The sequence below is a fragment of the Ideonella sp. WA131b genome, assembly GCA_023657425.1.
Taxonomy (GTDB): Bacteria; Pseudomonadota; Gammaproteobacteria; order Burkholderiales; family Burkholderiaceae_C; genus Rubrivivax.
On record JAGTJW010000001.1, the window covers coordinates 18,737 to 41,178 of the forward strand.

The window sequence follows — 22,442 nt, forward strand, 5'->3', positions numbered from 1 at the left end:
CGCAGTGGGGTAGACGTGTCCAGCGATTTCGGGGCTCTGCCCCAGCGGGGTGTTGCTTACGTGCTCACCGAATGTTTACCCGAGTTCGACACTAACCGCTGTAAGTGCTTGATCCATATAGGCCAGGCCTTGGAAAATGCCACTACAGCAGCGGCATCTGGGCGTCGATGGTCGGCTTCTTGACGTTGAGCGCGGCCAGGGCTGCGGCCTGGCGTGGTTGAACGGTGGAGACGCCGTGGATAGGGGCGCTGCGGTCAATGGTGACCGTGTGCCGCTGGATGCGACGCAAGTCCGCCAAGGCTGCCTCCGGCGACAACTCGCTGCCGGCGAGCTTCAGGCGCTGGCGCATCACGCGGTACAGGATCAAGGCCATGAAGCAGATGCTCGCATGGGCCCTGATGCGCTCGGGCAGCCGGTGGAAGACCGGCGCGATCTCGATCTCCGACTTCAGCACCTTGAAGCCGCGTTCGATGTCGGCCAGCGACTTGTAGCGGCGCACCACCTCGTTCGCGGTCATGTCGCGGACATTGGTGATCAGCATCAGCTTGCCGTCCATGAGCTGCGCCCGGGCCAGCGCGGCATCGTCGATCTCGTAGGCGAACAGGTCGGACTTCAGATCGACCCGGATGATGCGCGCCAGATGCGCGTCGCTGACCTCGTGGAACAAACGCGCCTTGGCGCCGGAATCCGAGAGCTTGCGGCCGCGGTGTACCTGGCCGGCGTCCTGCGCATCGAGCTTGCTGGCCCATTGCGCTGCGCGCTCTTCCAATGCGTGGATCCTCGCCAGCCGCTCCTGGGTCTGCTCCGTCGCACGCACGGGGTTGTGGGCGACCACCAGTCGGTGGCCCTGCCACTGCGCCTCCTCGACGACTTCGTCGGTGGCCTGGGCCATGCGTGCACTCATCGGCGCCAAGAGATCGACGAACTCCCCATAGCGCCGCCCTGGCACCGCCAGGATGAATTCCAGTGGCCGATCCCCCGCCACGTGGAGCTTGGTCAGCGCCTCGATGTTGTCCAGCGAGAGCAGCCCGCGGTCGGCCACCACGACCAGGCGGCGGATGTGCGGGCAGCGCGCCAGCACCTTCTTGAGCGTGGGCTCCAGCGTCGGCGCCTCGGCCGTATTGCCGTCGAAGACCTCGTGGTAGATCGGCATACCGTCGGCCGTCTGCACCACGCCCAGCATGAACTGGCGGGCGATGACGCCTTCCTTGGACATGCCGAAGTGCCGCACGTCGCCGTCTTGCTGGCTGTGGCCCTCGGCGCGGATGGTCGTCAGGTCGTAGAAGACCACCGAGAGGTCTTCGTCGATGAGCGGCCGCAGCAGCTGCGCCACGCAGTCATCCACGGCCTGCTGGTGGTCCATCAGCGCATCCATGCTGCGCAGCAGATGCTGGTGGCTCAGCTTGGCCACGTCGATGCCCGGCATGCTCACCGTCTGCAGCCAGCGCAGCACACCCAGCTTGGACTCCGGATCGCTAAGCCGGTTGAAGGCCATCACCCGGATCGCCTGCTCGACGGCGGTGGTGAAGCGGGCGCGCCGGAACACCGCCCCCAGGGCATTGAAGCCCAGCTCATGCCACAGCGCATCGAGGGCCCAGACATCGCCCAGGCACAGGGCCGACTCGAAGCGCACCTGGAGGTCGCCGCCCGTGGCAACTGGGCGCCCCTTGGCTCGCAACAGGCCATCCAGAAGCGAGTCGACCTGACCGCCGCGCTCGTCGATGCGGCCCAGAGTGGCTACCGTGCGCTGGCGCGGCTTGCCGTGTTCATCGCGGAACGACTCGACCAGTTGCGCGTAGGTGCGTTCGCCGGACCGGGTGAGCTTGATGAACATGGCGAGAGTGTAGCTACCTCCCTGTTGCATGCCAATACCCTCGCACGCATGGCGTGCCACTACAGAAAAACTGGCGCTGCAGCGCTAACTTGTTGATTACATTGGAGCCGGGGCGAGAAAATCGCTCGAACTCGGCTTTTGGTGTCGAACTCGGGTGCGCCAGCACCCAGCCGTAGAACTCCTGGCGCGCCAGCTCGGCGGTCTTGCTGCGCAGCACGCGCCGGCCCTGGCGCAGATGCGTCTTGAGTTCGTCGAACACCGCCTCTACCTGCCAGCGCTGGTGGTACAGCGCCGCCAGCTCCAGCGCAGGCGCCTGCACCGGATCGAGCAGACTGGTCATGAGCCTGTAGCGGGGCGCAGCATCGGGCACGCCTGGCAGTTGGTACTCGATGACGCGCACCTGCAGCGCCTGGGCAGCGGCCGCTGCCTTGCCCACCCCGGTGGGCTTGATGCGGCTCAGGTAGGAGCCGTCGGGCAGCAACTGCTCCACCGGCAGCAGCCGCGAATCCGTGGCCCGCCACAGCAACTGCGCGCCGCTGCCCAGTGCCTGCTGCCAGTGCTCGAAGCCGTTGAAGCCCCGATCGGCCAGCAACAGCATCCCCGGCTCCAGCGCCCCCAGCAGCCACTGGCACAGCGCCCACTCGTCGCCCCGGTAGGGTCCAAGCTCGGCAGCCACGATGGCGTGGGTGGCGCACTCGGCCAGGACCACGCACTGCGCCTGCGGGTAGCCCGCCACACCGGTGCGGCTGCCCGGGCGGCCGAAAGCGGTGGCCACATCGACCTCGTCGGCCAGCTCCAGGCGGCTGCCGTCGATCGCCATCAGGCGCAGGCCCTTGTAGAAGGCCTGCGGCTGCCGCGCCGGATCCGCCAGCGGCAGGCAGCAGCTGCGCAGCAGATCGCGCAGCGGTGCCGAGCCCATGCGGCTGCGCAGCGCGCTGATGCTGGACTTGGACACCGGCGGTGGCTGCTGCGACCCCCGGGCCCAGGCCAGGCCCTGCGCGACAACCGAAAACACCTCTTCCTAGGCGGCCTCCGGATACAGGCTCAGCGCCATGGTGTAGTACACCCCCGCCACGGCGGGAAAACGACGGATGCGCTGCGAGTTCACACCGTGCGCATCCAGCGCTTCGTGCACTCGCTCCGCAGGAAACACCCGGGCCAGCACATGGCCGAGGTTGGACAAAAATCGGCTAACGGAACCGTATTGGGTTAGGCCGCCGCACCACGCCGATGCGGGCCCCGACGTTCACCTGATGCCCTCCCAGCGCGCAGGGCCGGGTGATCGCGCGCCGCAGCTCTGCAGTCAGCGCGATGGCGGGGTCCTCGCTGTCGATATGGGGCAAGGCGCAGACGAACTCATCACCGCCACGCCGGCAGAATCGATCGAGATCCACGAACAGCAGTGCGAGCTTGTGAGGCCCGCCAGCGTGTTGAGCGCGAACCCGCACCCCGTGATGCTCGAAGCCGCGTCGGTTGGGCAGACCGGTGAGCGGATCACAGCCCTCCACGCGCCTGGCGCTGGCAAGCTCGCTGCCCAAGTGCACGATGAACGCTTGGCTCTGCGACAGCAGGCACGCAGCCGGTCGATGCGGCGCAGCATCGCGGCATGGTGCTCGCGCGGCGTTCGACGCCAGGGCACCAGGCGCTCCAGCAGCCCGTCCTCCTCAACTGCAGCGCTCACCCCCGACAACACGAGGTGCGCAGCGTCCAGGCATTCGGCTTGCGGATGCATGGGAAGTCACGGTCCGGGGCGACGGTGGCGTCGGTGCGCTGGCAGACTGGCCGGTGCGGCGCGGCTGGCACTGGTGGCCTTGACCGCCTGCGCCAGCGCGACCGGATCGAACCCGCCCGGCGGGTGTCGCACCCGACTTGTCGGGCAGGTTGAGCGGGCGTGGGGGGCTCGTTCACAGCCTCTCAAGACCCGTCGCTGTCCAGCGGCACCACGAAACCCGCTTGCTGCGGCAGGTCTCGCCAAGCCAGCTGCTCGCCGCGGCGCAGAAGCGTTGCCCCGCAGGCGGCAGCCTCGCGCCGGGCCTGCGCGTCACCCCCACGCAGCAGCACGAACCGAAGCCGGCGGCCTTCGTGCAACAGGCTCAGCTCGGCACGTGGCCAGTGCGCCGGCAGGCAGGGCCGCAGGCTCAGGGTGCCGGCATCCAGGCTCAGCCCGAGGATCGACTCGATGGCAGCGCGGTGCATCCAGGCCGCGGCCCCGGTGTACCAGCTCCAGCCTCCGCGACCCACGTACGGTGGCTGGGTGTAGACGTCACCGGCCATCACGTAGGGCTCCAGACCATAGGCGGCCCCCTGCTGCGGATCGGCCGCGCGGTGCGCCGGGCTCAGCCAGGTGAAGTACCGCCACGCCGCTTCGCCGCTTTCCGGGTGGCCGTGGTCCGCTGTCATCCGCGCCTGCGCCATCAGTGCCCACACGGCGCCATGCGTGTACTGGCCGCCGTTTTCGCGCACGCCTGGCGGGTAGGCCTGGATGTAGCCGGCGCTGGGCCGGGCGTGCTGCAAGGGCGGGTCCAGCAGGCGCAGCAGGCCGGCCTTCGCGTCGGCCAGCTGCGCATCGACTGCCGCCATCGCCACCACCTGCTGCGGCCACGTCGCCACGCCCGACAGCACGGCCCAGGCCTGCGCGATCAGGTCGATGCGGCATTCCGCAAGGCCCTGCGAGCCAAGCGGGCTGCCGTCGTCGAAAAAGGCCCGCCGAAACCAGGCCCCGTCCCAGGCCGGGCCGCGCAGCGCCCGCTGCCAACCCTGCGCCGCCGCGTCCCAGCGCTCGGCCCTTTGCGCCTCGCCACGGGAGCGTGCGATCGGCGCGAAGGCGGCCACCACTGTGCAGAGGAACCAGCCCAGCCACACCGACTCGCCGCGTCCTTCGTGGCCGACGCGGTTCATGGCGTCGTTCCAGTCGCCGCTGCCCATCAGCGGCAGGCCGTGCGCGCCGACGCGCAGGCTGCGGTCTATCGTCCGCGCCGCGTGTTCGTAGACCGTGGCCGTCAGCGCGCTCACCACGGGTGTCGCGTAGACATCCTCGGCACCCGGCGGCACGACCGGGCCCTCGATGAACGGCACGGTCTCCGACAGCAGCGTGGCGTCGCCGGTGACCACCAGGTAGTGTGCGCAGGCCTTCGGGAGCCACAGCAGGTCGTCGCTGAAGTGCGTGCGCACGCCAGCACCACCGGGCGCGTGCCACCAGTGCTGCACGTCGCCCTCCGGGAACTGCCGCGAGGCCGCGAGCAGGATCTGCGCGCGCAAGAGGTGTGGCGCGGCCACGGCCAGGGCCATGGCGTCCTGCAACTGGTCCCGAAAGCCGGTGGCGCCGCCCGCCTGGTAGAACCCGGCCTTGGCCCACAGGCGGCAGGACACGGTCTGGTACAGCAGCCAGCGGTTGACCAAGGCATCGAAGAGCGGGTCCGGCGTGGTCACCTTGGTGGCCTGCAGCAAGGTGTCCCAGGCCGAGCGTGCAGCGTCCAGGCGCAGGTCCGGTGGCATGGCGGCGGCGCGCGTGACGAGGCTCCGCGCCGCATCCGGGCTGCCGGCATAAGCGAGCAGAAAGACGCAAGCGGCCGAGGTACCGGGGGCGATGTCCAGGTGCAACGCCAGGGCGGCGCAGGGATCAAGCCCGCGCCCCTGCGAGCGCCCTAGGTGATCCGGCAGCACCAAGCGTCCGCGTGCGTCGAAGAACTCGCGGCGGTCGCAGGTCCAGTCCGCCTCGGGGTCGTGGGGCTGGGCCGACCCGTGCGCGACCGCGAAGCAGGCCGTGCCGTTGCCAAAGCCACCGGAGGCCTCCAACTGGGTGCAGAGCAGCCCGGTGAGCCAGCCCTCGGGCAGCCGCTGGCGCAGCCGGGCGGTGTGCACCGTGGCCCGCGAGGCGGTACCCGCACCCATCGTCCACTCGACCAGGCCGGCCACACGCAGGTGCAGCGTCTGCGTGCCTCGGTTGGTGATAGCCACTTGGAGTTGCTTGACCGCCAGCACCGGGTCCACGCACCAGGTGAGGATGACCTCCGCGTCGCCCTTTCGGTGCTCGATGCGGCTCCAACCTTGGCCGTGGGTCACGCGGTAGACCACGGCTGCACCGTCGCTCGCCGTGCCGCCGCTGGCCGTGGCGCTCCAGACCTGGCGCGTGCGCATGTCCTGCAACAGCAGCCACTCAGAAGGCGGATCGGCCACCGCATCGTTGGACCAGGCGGTGAGCTGGTTCAGGCGGCTGTTGCCGGCCCAGGTGTGGCCGCCGCCGGCCTCGGACAGGAGGGTGCCGAAGTCGGCGTTGGCAATGACGTTGATCCAGGGCCGTGCCGGGCGCAGGGCCTCGCCGGCCTCGAAGACGAAGTCCGCGCCCTCGGCCGTGAAGCGCCCTTGCGGAGCCGGCGCCGGTGATGCAGGGCCTGCCGCCGCTGGCAAGGCGCAGCGTGCTCCTTCATGGCGGCGCTCGAAGGCGGCCTCGTGCCCGGCCATCCACCCCTGGACCAGCATCGCCAGCGGCCGGCCGTCGGCGACCAGCCTCACGCGCGCCAGGCCGTTCAGGGCCGCCTTTTCGGCGTCCGTGATCTCATGGGCTTGCACAACGAAGAGCCCCGTGCAGGCGTCGCTGCCCCGCGCCCGGTTCTCGGCGTCATGTCGCTCGCGCAGCACCCGCAGTTCTTGCTGCACCGCCATCGCGTAAGACACCGGCTCCGCGTTGAGCACCACGAGGTCGCACCCGACACCGCCCCAGGCCCACAGCCGCAGCGCCAGAGCCAGCGAGCGCAGCAGCCCCTGGCCCTGCGCCGCCTGGGCCAGCACCAGGACGATGGGTCGATCGCCGGAGACGCCGAAGCGCCACAGCAGACGGCGGTCGAAGCCGCTGCAGGCGGCGGGCGCGCCCCGCACCAGGTCCGGCCGGGAGAGCGTGTGCACCAAGGCGGAGCTCAGGGACTGGATGGCGACGAAGTCGTTGGCACCCATCCCCCACGCCCGCAAGCGGATGCCGGTCAGCGTCGCCGACATCAGCGAGGCCCGCTGCACGTGGACGGGCTGGCGGTACTTGTCGATGACCGCACTGAGCACGCCGCCGTTGTCGGTGGCGGCGGTGGCAAAGGTCAACAGCGCCTTCGCGCCCGGCAAGATGCGCACCCGCAGGGCGATCGCGCACACAGGGTCAAGGCCAGTGTCCATCGGCACCGGCACGTCGCCTGGCATCACCGGCGCGGCATCCAGGGCTGCCAACGGCCGGCTGGTGCCGCGGTTGCGGCCCAGCCAACGCAGGCGGTCTGTCTGCACATGGAGCGCCTGCGCAGGCGGGTCGCTGGCGGCCAGAAAATGCGCGGCCATCACCACCCGCTCGCCGGCCAGACGCGGGCGGCGCTCGAACACCAGCGCCTGCATGGCTGGGCGCCAACTGGCACGCACGAACAGGTTCGAGAAGGCGGGATGGGCCTCGTCGGCGCCCGGCTCCGCCAGAGCCAGCTCGAAGGCCGAAATCAGCTCGAGGTCGAGTGCCGCATCGCCGAGGTTGCGCAGCTCGACCTGCCGGAACTCGATGTCGTCCTCCGGACTCACCCAGACCGTGACCTGGGTCTGCAGGTCGGGCCACCGGGCTTCGAGGCACACGCGATCGGCGTGGAAGATGCTTCCATAACACGCATCCGGGTCGGGGGCCGGATGCTGGCTCAGCGAGACCCGCGCAGCCTCGTCAGCGCGGCGCAGGTAGAAGAAGCTGCCCGAGGCATCGCGCAGCGCATCGTCGCGCCAGCGCTGGATGCCCACCGGGCCCCAACGGCTCCAGCCGGCGCCGCTGGCGCGCAGCGTCACGCGGTAGCGCCCGTTGGACAGGATATGCGTAGGCTCCACCGCAGCTTCGCCTGGCCGCACCTGTCGCAACAGTCCGGGCGCGCGGCCCCTGAGCTCAGCCCCCTGGGCCGGACCCGTCGGCGCTGCACGCAGCCGCGGCACCTCGCGCGGGGCGCGTTCGTGGAGCAAGGGCACCATCGCCTCCAGGTGGGGCTCGGCCATGGCCCAGCGGCGCACCACGTCGTCGCGCAGCACGTTGGTCAGCGCGACGATCGTCATGCCCTGGTGATGGGCCATGCTGGTGGCCACGGGCGTGTAGGGCTCGCCCAGCGCGCATCGCGAGGGCGTGTAGTCCAACGCCTCGATGAAGCCCAGGCTGCCACGAGCACCCAGCGCCTCCAACGCCGCGAGGTTGGCCGCCGCGCGCCGCGGGGCCCGCTGGGCCGCCAGGGCCGTGGCGTAGGGTGCGATCACCAGCTCGTCGGGCGGTGTGCGCCGCAGGGCCAAGCGCGGCACGCCTTGCGGCGCGTACTGGTAGGCCAGGGTCGAGTCGCGGCCAGCATAGGCCGACTCGGAGATGCCCCAGGGCACGTCGTGCAGGCGGGCGTAGGCGATCTGCTCGCGAAGCGCCGCCAGGCCTGCGTCTCGCAGCACACTGCCTTCGGGCTCGTCGATCAGCAGGCTGGGCATCAGGTACTCGAACATCGATCCCGACCACGAACGAAGACCGGCCACCGCGCCGACGGCGTAGAACGGCCGGCCGAGTGCGGCCCAGTGGCCCACCGGCACGTCGCCTTTGGCGATGGCCAACAGGCTGGTCAGGCGGGACTCTGAGGCCAGCAAGTCGTAGAACCCGGCGTCCAGCGCCTGCTCGGCCACGCGGTAGCCGATGTGGAACAGATGGCGGCGGGGGTGGTACAGGAAGCGATAGTCGGCCGCCCAGGCCAGGCCGGTGCAGCGCGCCGCCACAGCGCGCAGGCGTACCGCCACGGACTCAGGAGGATCGGTGCGCCCTGTCGGGCCCTCCTCTCGTTCGCCGTGGCCGGCATGCGCAAACGCCAGGCAGGCCTGGCCCACGGCCAGCAGGTGGCCACCGAGATTGCCGCTGTCCACCGTCGACACGTAATGGGGTGGCAGCGGCGCGCAGGTCTGGGTGTCGTACCAGTTCAGGAAGTGGCCGCGGTGGCGCTGCAGCCGGTCCAGGGTGTCCAGCGTGGCCTCCAGCCGCTGCAGGAGCTCTGCGCTGCCGATCCAACCGAATTCGCGCGCACAGGCTGCGCTTAGCAGGTACAGCCCGATGTTGGTGGGCGAGGTGCGGTGCGCCAACATCTCCTGCGGCAGGGTCTGCAGGTTGTCGGGCGGCAGATGGTTGTCGTCGGCACTGACACAGCGCTCAAAGTAGCGCCAGGTGTCGCGCGCCACAGCTTCAAGGTAAACACGGTCGGCGCCGGGCAAGGCGGCACCCGTGCGGGCCGGTGGCGGTCGGCTCGCCCACCAGGTCCACAGCGGCGACGCGGCCCACAACAGCCCCAAGGCGACGGTCATCGCCGGATGTGGCGTGCCGGCGGCCAGCAGGCCAAGCGTCAGCAGCAGCGCCAGCGCCGGCTCGACCGCGTGGCGGCGCAGCAGCTGGTCCAGCCGCGTCGTCGACTCGGCCTGCGCCGTGGCCGCGGTGGTCCACTGCAGCAGGCGGCGCCGGCTGATGCCCATGCGCCACAGCGCGCGACCGATGGCGTCGGCCCGCTGGCGGCCGAGCTGCAGCAGTTGGGCCAGGTGCCACAAGCCGCCACCCAAGGACCGCATCAGCCCGGCCCCGGCCTGGCGGAAGAAGTACCCGCGGGCGCCGTCTTCGCTGCGCGGCCACAGGCCGGCCAAGGCACCCAGCACCGGCCCGGCCGAGAAGGCAGCCAGCACCAGGGCCAACGCAGCCACCGGCACCAAGGCGCTGCCGGTCAAGGACAGCACCACCAGCGCCAACGAAGCCGGCGCCACCAAGGAGCGGCGCAGGTTGTCCAGCAGCTTCCAACGGTTGACGGCCCGCAGCCGGTAGCGCCAGGGCGACAGCAGCAGCGGCAGCAGCTGCCAGTCGCCGCGTGTCCAGCGATGCACACGCGAAGCGGCCACGTCGGCGTGAAAGGGTGCGGCCTCGACAAGGCCGATGTCGGTCACGGCTGCGCAGCGCGCCAGCGAGCCCTCGAAGAGATCGTGGCTGAGCACCAGCCCCTCCGGCAGGCGACCGGACAGCACCGCATGCACAGCCTGCACGTCGAGCAGCCCCTTGCCGCTGAAGCTGCCCTCGCCGAAGAGGTCTTGGTAGACCTCCGAACTGGCGGCGCTGTAGGGATCCAGGCCGCACGGTCCGGCAAACAGCGCGTGGAAGGGGGTGAGCTCTTGCCGTGCCGGCAGCGGCGTGAGGATGCGCGGCTGCAGGATGCCGTAGCCGGCGTCAACGCGGCGCCGGCCGAGATCCAGCCGCGGACGGTTCAACGGGTGCGCAGCCACGCCGACCAGCGCCCGCAGACTGCCCGGCGGCAGTTGGGTATCGCTGTCCAGCGTGACCACGTAACGTGTGGCCTCGGCCAGGCGGGAAAGCTCACCCAGATCGACAAAGGGGCCTGGCCCGCCCTGGGCCAGCGCGGCCACCAGCTGCTCGAGCTTGCCGCGCTTGCGCTCCCAGCCGATCCAGGCCTGCTCGCTCGGGCTGAACCGACGCGCTCGGTGCAGCAACACAAAGCGCGGCGCGGCGCCCGGCAAGCCCGGATGGCGCGCATTGAGCGCCTCGATGCCCTGGGTCGCGCAGCTGAGCAACGCGGCATCGCCATCGACCCGCTCGGCATCGGCATCCACGCCGTCGCTGAGCAGCGCGAACTGCACCTCGCGTTCCGGATTGGCCAGGTGGTGCAGCTCCAGCCGGTGCAGCAAGGCCTGCACCGAGGCGACGCTGCCCAAGAGAGCCGGCACAGCGACGAGCGCGCGATGTTCGGCTGGAATGCCTGCCCGCAAGGCCAGCCGCGGCAAGGAGCATGGCTGCGCCGACTCGCTGATGAGCCGATGAATGACCGCGATCACCGCCTCCGATGCCGGCAAGGCCATGAGCAAGGCAACACCGAGCCCCGGCCCGACCGCGGACGGCGCGCCCGACTCCAAGAGCCAGACCAGGAGCCCGACCGTCGACAGCAGCACCACAGCCAGGTAGGCCGGCAGGGCCAGTGGGAGGGCGCTGGTTCGCCAGGCGAGCGCGCTTTGTTCCCTCAGGCCCAGCACCCGCAGCAGCGTCGGCCGGCCGGCGCCGGCCAGCCAGTGGCCGGGAACGCCCGAGAGCGCATCGGCAGGCGTGGCACCCATCAGCTGAAGCAGGCGTTGCGCCACCACCCCTTCGCCCAGCCCGCTGCGCCGCGCCAGCCTTTCGATGCCATGCAAGGTCTCGTCGCGCGTGGTGGCGTGCTCGGCCTCGAAGACCGGCGAGCGGAGCATGCTGCGCATCAACGCGCTGGTGCGCGCCACGATGTCGGCCCAGTCGGCGTCGCCGATCTCGCGCAGCGCGTTGACGGCGTTGCGCACACTGAGGTTGTCGGCGGCCTGGTCAGCGCCTTGCTGCGCATGCTGCGTCGACGCGTCAGGCAGCGCGTGCTGCAGCCAGACGAGATGTTCCGGGCGCACGCTGCCTTCAGCACCTTGGGACGGCTCTTGCAGACGCAGGGCCATCTGCGCCAGAAAGGTGCCGCCGACACCGCGGCGCTCAAGGCGCTGATGCACCAGCTCCAGCGCGGCAACGTCGACCCCGTCGAGCCGGTCGCAGCACAGGTTCGCCGCCTCCCGGGCGGCCTTGTTGCAGGCCACTCGTTCGGCCAACCGGCGCAGGCTCTCGATCAGTACCACACGCAAGGTGGTGGGCAGAGCCCACATCTCGCTCAGATGCAGCTCGCGCGTCTCCTGATACGCCCGCAGGTAGGTGGAGAGCAGGTCTTCATCGAAGTCGCCGTCGGTGTGGGCGACAAAGGCCCAGGCCACGCCGTAGACGCGCGGCAAGCCGGCCAGCGGCGCCCCGACGAGCACCGGAAGCTCGCGAAAGTAGCGCCGCGGCAGCCCTTCGCGAACCTGCACCAGCTGCGCTTCGATGAGGTGGAAGTTGTCCAGCAGCCACTCGGCGGCGGGGCTCACGTCATGGCCGCTCCCTGTCTGCCAGCCGATGTAGCGGTGCGCCTCGCGCAGCACCGCAATGTTGCTGCGCAGACGCGGGTGGAAGGTCGGCGCCAGAGGGCGAGAACGCGCCACCCGGTGTGTCCTGCCCAGGCTGCGACCATGCTGCGCGAAACGCTGCAAGCCGAAGATCTCGGACCGTATCGATGGCTGCAGCGGCCCGCGCGCCGGGTCAAGAAGTGCACAGAGTTCAGGAGTGGCGGCCGGGATCAGCGCGCTGAGGCCGGGCAGCCGCCCCACCCTAACAGGCCCACAGGGCCAGGCCGACGAGCAGCGCCAGCGCCAGCAGACTGGTGACGACCCGCGCAGCCAAGAAAGCCATGGCGGCTTCGACCGCGCAGCCTAGCCTGAACAGCCGCCCGCACAGGGCACGGCACGCCTGGAGATGATCGCCCAGCCCCGACATCTCCAGGGGTGACGGGTCTGCCGCCTCGCCGAAGCAGGCCGTGCTCCAGCAGGGCCCGGGGATGCGCGGCGCGTTCACCGCACGTCCATCCTGCCGGCCACGACTCCCCCGGCGCGGGGCAAACCGGCCAGCCCGGCAGGCGGGCGAGATGGCGCCGGGGCGAGCTGCGCGCGGCGGGCAGGGATGGGATGCATGCGGGGCTCGTGGGTGCTCGGCGGGACTTGGCCAAGGGTGCTTGTAGCCGCCGCGCCCTCCCAGCGTCTGTGCGCCGCCGCACGGCGGTGCCTGCGACACCGGGCCCCATACTCGGACCATGCGTGATCTTGCGGGGGCACTGCCGGAGCGGCCTTGCGCGACGGTGCCCGTCGTCGGCCTGGGCGCCTCTGCCGGCGGGCTGGAGCCGCTGATGCAGTTTCTCGGCCAGGTGCCACCAGCCAGTGGTCTGGCCTTCGTCGTTGTGCAGCACCTGGACCCCCATCACCAGACACTGCTGGCCGATCTGCTGCAGCGGGCCACCGCTGTGCCGGTGCTCGAAGTGGGTGGGCCTACGCCGGTGGTGGCTGACCAGGTTTACGTGATGCCGCCGGCCGCAGAGATGACCCTCAGCGGTGGCGCCCTGCACCTCGCCCAGCCCTCGAGGCCGCGCGGTCACCGGCTGCCCATCGACGTGATGTTCGGCTCGCTGGCCCGAGAACTGGGCGAACGCGCGATCGGCGTCGTGCTGTCGGGCATGGGAGCCGACGGCAGCGCGGGCTTGCGGGCGATCCATGCGCAGGGCGGCCTGACGCTGGTGCAGCGGCCGGCCTCGGCGCAGTTTGATGACATGCCCCGCCACGCGATAGCGACAGGCTGCGTCGACATCATCGATCTGCCGGCCAAGTTGCCGGCACTCATGCTCGCGCTCCTGGCCACGCCACAGCGGCGCTCAGCGGCCCGGGGCTGGGCTGGCCGCAGCGATGCGGCTGCCCTCGCGCGCATCCTGGCGCTGCTCCACGCGCAAACCCGGCACGACCTGTCGCTGTACAAGCCCAACACCCTGCAGCGCCGTGTGGCGCGGCGGGTCGCCGTCCACGGGCTGCCCTCGACGGCGGACTATGCGGACTTCGCGAGCGGTCATCCGCAGGAGCTGGATCTGCTCCTGAAGGAACTGCTCATCGGTGTGACCGCGTTCTTCCGCGACCCCGAAGCCTGGCAGGATCTGCAGGACCGCGTGCTGCCGGTGATGCTGGCCCAGACCGACCGCACGGCCGGCCCGATGCGCGCCTGGGTCGCTGGGTGTTCTACAGGCGAGGAGGCCTACACGCTGGCCATCGCCTGCTCGGAGGTCCAGGAGACCCTGCCGCAGGCGCAGCGCCGCGACGTGCAGGTCTTCGCCACCGATCTCCATGCAGACGCGATTGCCGCAGCGCGCGCAGGCTGCTACGCCGAGACGAGCGTCGAAGGTCTGACGCCCGAGCGGCTGTCGCGCTTCTTTTCTCGCACGCCCAAGGGCTGGCGGATCGATGCGCGCATCCGCGACAGGGTGCTGTTCGCCCAGCACGACCTGCTCCAAGATCCGCCCTTCACGCGCCTGGACATCCTCACGTGTCGCAACCTCATGATCTACTTCGGCGCGGCACTGCAGCGACGACTGGTACCGCTGTTCCACTACAGCCTGCGGGCCGGCGGTGCGCTGCTGTTGGGCAACGCAGAGACCGTGGGCCGCGCCGAGACGCTGTTCGTGCCGCTGCACCCGAGGTCGAGGATCTACCGGCGCAGCGAGAACGCCGGGCCTGCCGACCCTGCTGTCTTTCCGATCCAGGGCCGCCCCGGTGCCGCTGCCATCCCGAAGGAGACTCAGCTGCCGCACACCACCCCCCCGCCCGCCAACCTGCAGGTTCTGGCCGATCAGCTGCTGCTGCAAGGTCATGCGCCGCCGGCCGTTCTCGTCAACGCAGCCGGCGACATCGTCTACATCAGCGGCCGAACCGGCCGCTTCCTGGAGCCGGCTGCCGGCAAGGCCAACTGGAACCTGCACGCGATGGCACGGCCCGCCATCCGCGCTCAACTGGCGGTCGCCTTGCGCACCGCTGTGCAGACGCATACGACGGTGGAGCTGCGGGCGTTGCACCTGGATGACGGTGCGGGCGCTGCGCTGGACATCACGGTGCAGGGCATCGCGCAGCCCAAGCCGCTGCAGGGCATGGCCCTGATCGTCTTCCGCGAGCGTCCGGCTCAGCCGCGCCGCAGGCCCACAGCCGCCGCAGGCGCGGAACAAGCGCCCCGGGCCGACCAGCTGCTGCGCGCTCGTGAGGAGATCCAGGCGCTGCACCAGGAAATGCGGGCGTCCCGCGAAGAGCTGCAAGCCGCCAACGAGGCGCTGCAGAGCACCAACGAAGCGCTGCAATCGGCCAACGAAGAACTGACGACCTCCCAGGAAGAGGCGCAATCGATGAACGAGGAGCTGCAGAGCATCAATGGCGAGCTGCAAGGCAAACTGGACGACCTGGCGCTGGCGCAGAGCGACATGCAGAACCTGCTCAACAGCACGGAAATCGCGACTCTGTTTCTCGACGAGCAGTTCAAGGTGCGCCGCTACACCGAGCAGACTGCGCGTGTCATCCACCTGCGCGAGCACGACATCGGCCGGCCGCTGAGCGAGCTGACCAGCACGCTGCTGTACCCCGATCTTGACAACGACATGAGGCAGACGCTGCGCACTCTGACCATCAGCGAGAAGCAGATCGCGACCACCGACGGACACTGGCTCAACGTTCGCGTCATGCCCTACCGCACGCTCGCCAACGTGGTTCAGGGCGTGGTCATCACCTTCGTGGACATCACGGCGGCCAAGCACCTGGAGGCCCGGCTGCGCGAGGCGTAGAGTGGGCGGCTTGTCAGCCACCCGAGGAGACTTTCATGTCCCTGTCGACGAGCCCCGGCATCCCGGGCATGGACGCGCAGTCGCTGCACGCCTTGCGCCGCCGCGCCACCACCCGTCTGGGCGGCGCGACCGCCGAGAACGGGCCTGCTGTCGGCTTCGTGGATGCCTTGGGCGTCCTGCACGCATTGGCCTCGTCCCCTGACACCGCGCCGGATGCGCTGGCCCTGCTGCACGAGCTGCAGGTTCATCAGGTCGAGCTCGAGTTGCAGTCGCAGGAGCTGCTGCTGTCGCGTGGCGAGTTGGAGTTGGCGCTGCGGCGGCAGGCCGCACGCCACGATGCCCTGCCGGTGGGCTGCTTCGTCATCGATGCGGGCGGTGTGGTGGTCGAGCTGAATGAGACCGCAGCCGGGCTGCTCGGCCTGCCGCGTGGGCGTGTGCAGGGCCAGCGCATCGCTGCCTTTTTTGCAGGCCCCGACAGGCAAAGCCTGGACACGGCCCTGGCGGAGCTGCAGGCGGCGGCACCGCTGCGCTCGTTCAGACTCACCGTCGCCCCGCAGGGCCAGGCTGCGCAACCGGTGCTGGCCCGCCTCGGCGCCGACACGGCCACGGGCGACGCTCTGCTCTGTCTCATGAGCGCGGAGTCCCGGTGATACCTACCGGGTGCCTACCGGGTGCCAGCTGCTCGCCCCAACCCTGCAGCGGCCCCAGAGGATTGCGTCGCAGTTCGCGCTCGTGCAGCGCGGGCTGCCCTCACCAGCCTGTACACCAGCACGTCGTCCACCAACTCCAGCAACGCGTCGACGCGCCAGCCCGTGGTGAGCGTCTCGCGTCGGAATTTGAGCGCATCCAGCCAGAAACTGCCCACCCGCTGCCGCCCACGCTCCTAGGAGCGTGGGCGGCAGAAATCCAGCCCCGCGTTGGGCCGACTTCGGGGCCCAGGCCAGGCGCCGCGCGCAGCCCGGGCTGTGCGCCCGGGCCAGCGTGGCAACGCCGCAAGGGCCCCGAAATCGGCCCAACCCAAAGGGCCGGGGCGGCCAAAGCCGCTGGCGGGTGTTGCGCCGCTGGCGCGGGCGTCAAGCCCGCGCTGCGCGACGCGCCTACGCCAGTGGCTTTGGCCGCCCCGGCGCGGGGCTGAATTTCTGCCGCCCACGCTCCTAGCGTGGCCGCGGCGATGCGCTGCAGCAGGTCGGCGAAATGCAGCATCGCCAGCGCCGCATGGCGGGCGGGGTCCAGCCCTTGCTCGTGCACCGTCAGGCGGGTGGCGCTGGCGGGCGCCAGAGCAGCCAGCGACGCCACGGCGTCGACATGGCTCACCCACTGCGAATCGGTCTCGACTCTTGAGCTGGGCAACAAGGTGCCGCATCCAGCCAGGCCCAAGCCGCCCACCGGGCAGATCACCGCGGCCGCCCGCAGGCCCTGCACGCGTCTGTGCGGGGACCCACTCTCGTCGCCTGAGCGTCAACACGCCATCGAACACGCCCTGGCTGGCACCGATGTTCGATGGCGCACGGACTGACCCCTCCAAGCCGCATAGCGTCGGCAGCGCCAGCCGGCCCAACATCACGCCCACCTTGAGGTCACTTCATGAAGCTCCGCACACTGCTTGCCCCGCTGGTCTTGGTCCTGCTTGTCACCGCCGGCTGCGCCGTTTCGCGCGGCCAGCAGACGACCGGGGCCTACCTCGACGACGCGAGCATCACCACCCAGGTCAAGAGCCGGATGCTGAGCAACCCGGACGTCGCCGGGACCAGCATCAGCGTTGAAACACTCAACGGCACGGTCATGCTGTCCGGCTTTGCAAAGAGCGCTCTGGAGAGAAACACGGCCGAGCGCATTGCGCGCGATGTCAACGGCGTCAGGTCCGTGAAGAACGAGATCACGATCCGCCCTTGAAGCCCGTGGAGCCCGACCAGGCGCCTCCCGGCCAGGCGCTGACGATGCTGCTGGCGATCACGCGGGTCAAGACCTGGGCCGGCGCCCGCCTGTTGACCTCGGCGAGCGGCTTCTTCTTCAGGCGCGACGCCCGCGTCTTCCTGATCACCAGCCGGCACGTGTTCTTCGACGAGCCCTCGGGCCACTCGCCAGACGGTGTCGAGATCCTCTGCCACACCGACCGCAGCGACCTCACCCGTGTGCAATCGCTGCGCCTGTCGCTGTACGCCGATGGCCGTGCACGCTGGCGGCAGGCGCAAGACGGCGGCGGCGACATCGACGTTGCCGCGCTTGAGATACCGCTGCCCGATCTGCCGCAGGCCCACGCCATGCAGACCTTCGGCCCCGAGAACCTTGCCACCGGTCGCCAGGCGCAGGAGCTCGGTGATGTCGGCGACAGCCTGGCCATTCCGAGCTTCCCGCTCGGCTTCCACGACACGGTGCACTTCTTGCCCGTCGTGCGCACGGCTGGGATCGCTTCCGCCTACGGCGTGCGCTTCCAGCGCCGGGGCTGCTTTCTCACCGACGGCCGCACCCACCGAGGCAGCAGCGGAGCGCCGGTGCTCCGGCATGCCGGCGCCGCAGGGGGGCCGCGCCGCTGGTGGCTGCTCGGCATACACGCCAGCCGCATGGACATGAGCGACCGCGACAGCCAGCTCGATGAGTCTCTGGGCCTGAACTGCGCTTGGTATGCCGATGTGTTGCTGACGCTGACAGACTCGCCCATCGGCGGCGCACCGTGAACGCGCCCGCCCCGGCTCCCGGGGCTGAGCCCGGTGGTCTTGCTGCGCTGCTGGGGCAGGCCGAGGCAAGGCCCTGGTATCGGCGTGCGCTGCCCTGGTTGGCGGTGGGCACGATGTTGCTGATGGTGGCGGGTGGCACCACCTGGTGGATGAAACGCGCCGCCCGGGCCGCACCGCAGTACAGCACCCAGGCCGTCACCCGAGGAGACCTGACGCTCAGCATCACCGCCAACGGCACGGTGCAGCCCACGCGCTCGGTGAGCATCGGCAGCGAGCTTTCGGGCACCGTGCTGCGCGTCAACGTCGACGTCAATGACCGCGTCACCAAAGGCCAGGTGCTGCTGGTGCTGGACACCGCCAAACTGCGCGACCAGATCCTGCGCTCCGAGGCCGGCCTGGCTGCCGCCCGCAGCCGCGTGCGCCTGGCGGCGGCGACGCTGGCCGAAGCGCACACGAGGCTGGCGCGGCTGGAGGCGATGGCGCGCCTGTCGAACGGTCGCGAGCCGGCGCCGGCCGATCTTGACGCCAGCCGCGCCAACCTGACCCGTGCACAGGCCGATGCGGCCAGCGCCGAGGCAGGGGTCAGCGAGGCACTGGCCCTGCTGTCCACCGACCAGATCAATCTGACCAAGGCCTCGATCACAGCCCCCTCCGACGGCGTGGTGCTCACCCGCTCCGTGGACCCGGGCAACGCGGTCGCGGCCTCACTGCAGGCAGTGACGCTGTTCACACTGGCCGAGAGCCTGACCACGCTGCGCCTGTGGGTCTACGTCGACGAGGCCGATGTCGGCGTCGTCAAGACCGGCCAGGCCGCTCGCTTCACGGTCAGCGCCTACCCAACGCGCAGCTATCCCGCGCGGATCACGCGTGTGGGCTTCGGTGCGACCCTGACCGACAACGTCGTGACTTACCTCACCTGGCTCGACGTCGACAACACCGATCTGAGCCTGCGCCCGGGAATGACCGCCACCGCCACCATCGTGGCCACCGAACGCAAGGGCGTGCTGCACGTGCCCAATGCAGCACTGCGTTTCACGCCAACCACCGCCACCAATGCGGCGAAGAAGGGCTTGGCAGCGGGTGTGAGCTTCGGCCCGCCCAAGACGGAAAGCCAGCGCAAGAGCGCGGCAGAGGGCGCCAGCACCGCCGGTGCGCGTCAGGTGTGGGTGCTGGCCACCGACGTCGACGGCCGGCCGCTGCCCGGCGCGGTGCCCCAGGCCGTGGCCGTGACGCCCGGCATCAGCGACGGCCGAAGCACCGAGATCGCCGCCGGGGCCCTGCGCGAGGGCATGCTCGTGGTGACCGCGCAGACCACCGGCGCGGCGCCGTGACAGCGCCGCTGATACGGCTGCGGGACATCACGCGGCGCTACGGCAGCGGCGCCAGCGAGCTGATGGCGCTCAAGGGCATCAGCATGGATGTGGCAGCTGGTGAGTTTTTGGCCATCATGGGGCCCAGTGGCTCCGGCAAGAGCACGGCCATGAACATCCTGGGGTGCCTGGACACGCCCACAGCCGGCCAGTACCTCTTCAGGGGCACGCGCGTGGAGGCGCTCTCGCGCGACGAGCGCGCACGCCTTCGTCGCCGCTACCTGGGCTTCGTGTTCCAGGGCTTCAACCTGCTGGCGCGCACCTCGGCGCAAGAGAACGTCGAGCTGCCGCTGCTGTACCGCGGCGACGGCACCGCCACGCGGCGCGCCGCCGCCACGCGCGCACTCGCCGATGTGGGGTTGGCAGGCTGGGAGCGGCACACGCCGGCTGAGCTTTCGGGCGGCCAGCAGCAGCGCGTGGCGATCGCGCGTGCCATCGTCACGGCGCCTGCCGTGGTGCTGGCCGACGAGCCGACCGGCAACCTGGACAGCCCGCGCAGCCACGAGATCATGGGCCTGCTGATGTCGCTGAATCGCGACCAAGGCATCACTGTGCTGATGGTGACGCACGAGCCTGACATGGCCGCCTATGCGCGGCGCATGGTCCACTTCCTGGACGGTCGGATCGCTCGGGACGAGCTCAACCCCAACCCGACGCTGCAGGCCCCTGCTTCGGCCGAGGCCGCCTGAGGGCGAACAGGTCACGATGCTGTTGAGCGTGCTGCTCCTGGCCTTGCGCTCGGTGCAGCGCAACCTGCTGCGTTCGTTCTTGACCATCCTGGGGGTCGTGATCGGCGTGGCCGCCGTCATCACCATGGTGACGCTTGGCAACGGCGCCACGACAGCCATCGAGGGCAAGATCGCCAGCCTGGGCACCAACCTCCTGGTGGTGGGCCCCGGTCAGCGCCTGGGTGGGGGCGGCGGCAGCGGCGTGCCGCAGTTCACCGAGACGGACGCCGAGGCCATCGCCACCCAGATCGGCGGCGTGGCCGAGGTGGCGCCGCAGGGCCGCGCCAGTGCCATCGTGGTGGCCAATGGGCGGAACTGGGCCACCAGCGTGAGCGGCAGCACCAACGCCTGGTTCAGCGCCGGCAACTGGGCGTTGGCCGGCGGGCGTGTCTTCACGCCTGACGAACAGCTGGCCGGCTCGGCGGTGTGCATCGTCGGCGAGACCGTGCGGCGCGAGCTCTGGGGCGGCTCGCCCGCAGGCCCGGACATCGCCGGCCTGGGCGAGCTGCTGCGCATCCGCCAGTTCTCTTGCCAGGTGGTGGGCGTTCTCGCCGCCAAAGGCCAGGGCGGAATGGGCGACCAGGACGACAGCGTCGTGCTGCCGCTGCACACGCTGCAGCGCCGCGTGACGGGCAACACGCGCGTGGCCGCACTGATCGTTTCGATGGCCGAAGACGCCGACAGCGGGCCCCTCAAGGCCAGCCTGCGCGAGCTGTTGCGCGAGCGGCGCCAGCTGGCCGCGGGCGACGACGACAACTTCAACATCTTCGACACCCAGCAACTGGCTGACACACTCAGCAGCACCATGGGCGTGCTGACCGACCTGCTCGGCGCTGTGGCCGCGGTGAGCCTGCTCGTGGGTGGCATCGGCATCATGAACATCATGTTGGTCAGCGTCACCGAGCGCACGCGCGAAATCGGCTTGCGGCTCGCGGTGGGCGCGGTCGAGCGCGAGGTGTTGCTGCAATTCCTCATCGAGGCCGTCGTCCTGTCGGCACTGGGCGGCGCGGTGGGCGTGCTGCTGGCCGCTGCGGCCTCGTGGGGCGGGGCTCGGCTCATGGCGGTGCCCTACGTGTTCGACCCCGTCATCAACGGCGTGGCGCTGCTGTTCGCGGCCGCCATTGGGGTGGTCTTCGGCTACGTGCCGGCGCGTCGCGCCGCGCGGATGGACCCGATCGACGCGCTTCGGCACGAGTAGCGGCGAACAGGTGCTCCGTCCCTCAGGGGCCGGGCTGGGCCTCTTGCAGGTCGACTTCGCGCACCAGGCGGCGCAGCACGATGTCTTTGAGGCCCAGCGCCGTGGCCGAGGCCACCAGTGCCTCGCGTTCGGCGCGCAGCGCGCTGCGATGCGCACCGCCGAGGCCTGCAACGCGGCGCACTCGGGCGGGCGGGCGGGCGGGCCGGCAGCGCAGAGCCGGCCAGGCTTCGCAGCGCGGCCTGGCTCGCGGCGGCCCGCGCGCAGCGCTCGGCATCATCGTGGGCACCGACGGCGGGCAGCACCAGGCCGCACAACAGCCGCGGCAGCACGAGGAAGAAGACCCCGGGGATCAAGGTCCGCAGCGCCCAGGCCACCGCCACCCGCCAGCAGCAACACGAACAGACCAACGGCCAGGACCATCATGCCGGCCTACCGTTCAGGCCTTCAGGACCGCAGGCTCAGGGGATCGATCCATGTGCGCCGGCCGGCTGCGCGCTGTGCGGCGCAGTCGGTCGCGCATGTCTCGCCCTGAATGGCGCCATCGCCAGAGAGCTCGACGACTCATTCGGGGACCTCCAAGCCGATGCGCCCGCCCTGATTGGCAGGATCCCGCAGGCGTTCGGCGTTCACGTCCTGCTGCGCAATGAAGTCCGTCTTCATGGTGGTCGGTGCCAGTCGGTTCCAGCGTCCCAAGGAAGCGCCATGAAGTCGAACGACCTCACGCGCGACAACTTCGGCATGTACGCACACCGCAGCCCAGGCCCCGGCCCTTCGCTGATGGGCGCCGACACCTTGATGGGCAACGATGTTTGCAACAAGGAAGGCGAAGACTTGGGCGACATCAAGGAACTCATGATCGACATGGCCACCGGCAAAGTGGCCTACGCCGTGCTGTCCTTCGGCGGCGTGCTCGGCCCGGGCGACAAACTGTTCGCCGTGCCCTGGGCGGTGTTGACGCTCGACACCGCACACAAGCGCTTCACCCTAAACGTGGCCAAGGCGACGCTCAAGGACGCGCCGGGCTTCGACAAGGCGCACTGGCCGTCGATGTCCGACCGCACCTGGGCCGGCGGCGTGCACCCGTTCTACGGCACACCCTACATCGCGACCTGAGCGGTGGCCTTGCACCCCCTTTCCACCACCGCAGAAGGCATCACCATGAACAAGGACCAGGTCAAGGGCTCGATCAAGGGCGCCGTCGGCAAGGCGCAGGAGGCTGTCGGCAAGGTCGTCGGCAGCGACGAACAGCGCATGAAGGGCATCCACAAGCAGGTCGAAGGCAAGGCGCAGAAGACCGTTGGCGACCTGAAGGAAGTCGCAAAGGACATCACGCTCCTAGGAGCGTGGGCGGAAGCGCATTTCCGCGGAGGGCCACGACCAGCCTCGTGCCGGG

At 70.2% G+C, this 22,442-nt stretch carries 15 protein-coding genes and 1 pseudogene; 9 read left to right on the top strand and 7 right to left on the bottom strand.

The window, feature by feature from the left end:
- Positions 1-142: 142 nt before the first annotated feature.
- From KA711_00095 to KA711_00120, 6 genes are all read right to left on the bottom strand, one after another.
- Positions 143-1,834 (bottom strand): IS1634 family transposase, encoded by a 1,692-nt coding sequence (locus KA711_00095; protein ID MCM0607391.1) that lies wholly within the window; start codon positions 1,832-1,834, stop codon positions 143-145.
- A 13-nt stretch (positions 1,835-1,847) separates the two neighbouring features.
- Positions 1,848-2,849 carry an IS4 family transposase gene (locus tag KA711_00100; GenBank protein MCM0607392.1) on the bottom strand — a complete coding sequence of 334 codons (1,002 nt, stop codon included), beginning with the start codon at positions 2,847-2,849 and terminating at the stop codon, positions 1,848-1,850.
- Between the two features lie 6 nt (positions 2,850-2,855).
- Positions 2,856-3,017: a transposase domain-containing protein gene (locus KA711_00105; GenBank protein ID MCM0607393.1), complete on the bottom strand. Its 162-nt coding sequence runs from the start codon at positions 3,015-3,017 to the stop codon at positions 2,856-2,858.
- A 7-nt stretch (positions 3,018-3,024) separates the two neighbouring features.
- The gene (locus KA711_00110) at positions 3,025-3,372 is read right to left on the bottom strand and encodes a GGDEF domain-containing protein (protein MCM0607394.1); all 348 of its coding nucleotides are present in this window, start codon (positions 3,370-3,372) and stop codon (positions 3,025-3,027) included.
- 376 nt (positions 3,373-3,748) lie between these two features.
- Entirely contained in the window at positions 3,749-12,049 is an 8,301-nt protein-coding gene (locus KA711_00115) for a carbohydrate-binding protein (protein ID MCM0607395.1), read from the bottom strand.
- Between the two features lies 1 nt (position 12,050).
- Entirely contained in the window at positions 12,051-12,293 is a 243-nt protein-coding gene (locus KA711_00120) for a hypothetical protein (GenBank protein MCM0607396.1), read from the bottom strand.
- A 235-nt stretch (positions 12,294-12,528) separates the two neighbouring features.
- Here KA711_00120 and KA711_00125 point away from each other — a divergent pair, with 235 nt between their 5' ends.
- The 7 genes from KA711_00125 to KA711_00155 all read left to right on the top strand — a co-directional run bounded on the left by KA711_00125 (position 12,529) and on the right by KA711_00155 (position 21,049).
- A complete protein-coding gene (locus KA711_00125; GenBank protein ID MCM0607397.1) occupies positions 12,529-15,078 on the top strand; it encodes a PAS domain-containing protein in 2,550 nt (849 codons plus the stop codon).
- A gap of 35 nt (positions 15,079-15,113) precedes the next feature.
- Positions 15,114-15,728, top strand: coding sequence for a PAS domain-containing protein (locus KA711_00130; protein ID MCM0607398.1), 615 nt, complete (start codon positions 15,114-15,116; stop codon positions 15,726-15,728).
- Between the two features lie 934 nt (positions 15,729-16,662).
- A complete protein-coding gene (locus KA711_00135) occupies positions 16,663-16,971 on the top strand; it encodes a BON domain-containing protein (GenBank protein ID MCM0607399.1) in 309 nt (102 codons plus the stop codon).
- A 44-nt stretch (positions 16,972-17,015) separates the two neighbouring features.
- Complete coding sequence (locus KA711_00140; protein ID MCM0607400.1) at positions 17,016-17,753, top strand: trypsin-like peptidase domain-containing protein; 738 nt, start codon at positions 17,016-17,018, stop codon at positions 17,751-17,753.
- A gap of 113 nt (positions 17,754-17,866) precedes the next feature.
- A complete protein-coding gene (locus tag KA711_00145; GenBank protein ID MCM0607401.1) occupies positions 17,867-19,084 on the top strand; it encodes an efflux RND transporter periplasmic adaptor subunit in 1,218 nt (405 codons plus the stop codon).
- Between the two features lie 62 nt (positions 19,085-19,146).
- The gene (locus KA711_00150; protein ID MCM0607402.1) at positions 19,147-19,812 is read left to right on the top strand and encodes an ABC transporter ATP-binding protein; all 666 of its coding nucleotides are present in this window, start codon (positions 19,147-19,149) and stop codon (positions 19,810-19,812) included.
- Positions 19,813-19,828: 16 nt separating this feature from the next.
- Positions 19,829-21,049 (top strand): ABC transporter permease, encoded by a 1,221-nt coding sequence (locus KA711_00155; GenBank protein ID MCM0607403.1) that lies wholly within the window; start codon positions 19,829-19,831, stop codon positions 21,047-21,049.
- 22 nt (positions 21,050-21,071) lie between these two features.
- On the opposite strand, the gene KA711_00160 is transcribed toward KA711_00155, so the two are convergent.
- On the bottom strand, positions 21,072-21,230 hold the full coding sequence (locus tag KA711_00160) for a hypothetical protein (GenBank protein ID MCM0607404.1): 159 nt from the start codon (positions 21,228-21,230) through the stop codon (positions 21,072-21,074).
- Positions 21,231-21,751: 521 nt separating this feature from the next.
- On the opposite strand from KA711_00160, the gene KA711_00165 reads away from it, so the two are divergent.
- Both KA711_00165 and KA711_00170 read left to right on the top strand, forming a co-directional pair.
- A complete protein-coding gene (locus KA711_00165; protein MCM0607405.1) occupies positions 21,752-22,162 on the top strand; it encodes a PRC-barrel domain-containing protein in 411 nt (136 codons plus the stop codon).
- Between the two features lie 45 nt (positions 22,163-22,207).
- A pseudogene (locus KA711_00170) lies at positions 22,208-22,375 on the top strand (CsbD family protein).
- Positions 22,376-22,442: the final 67 nt, after the last annotated feature.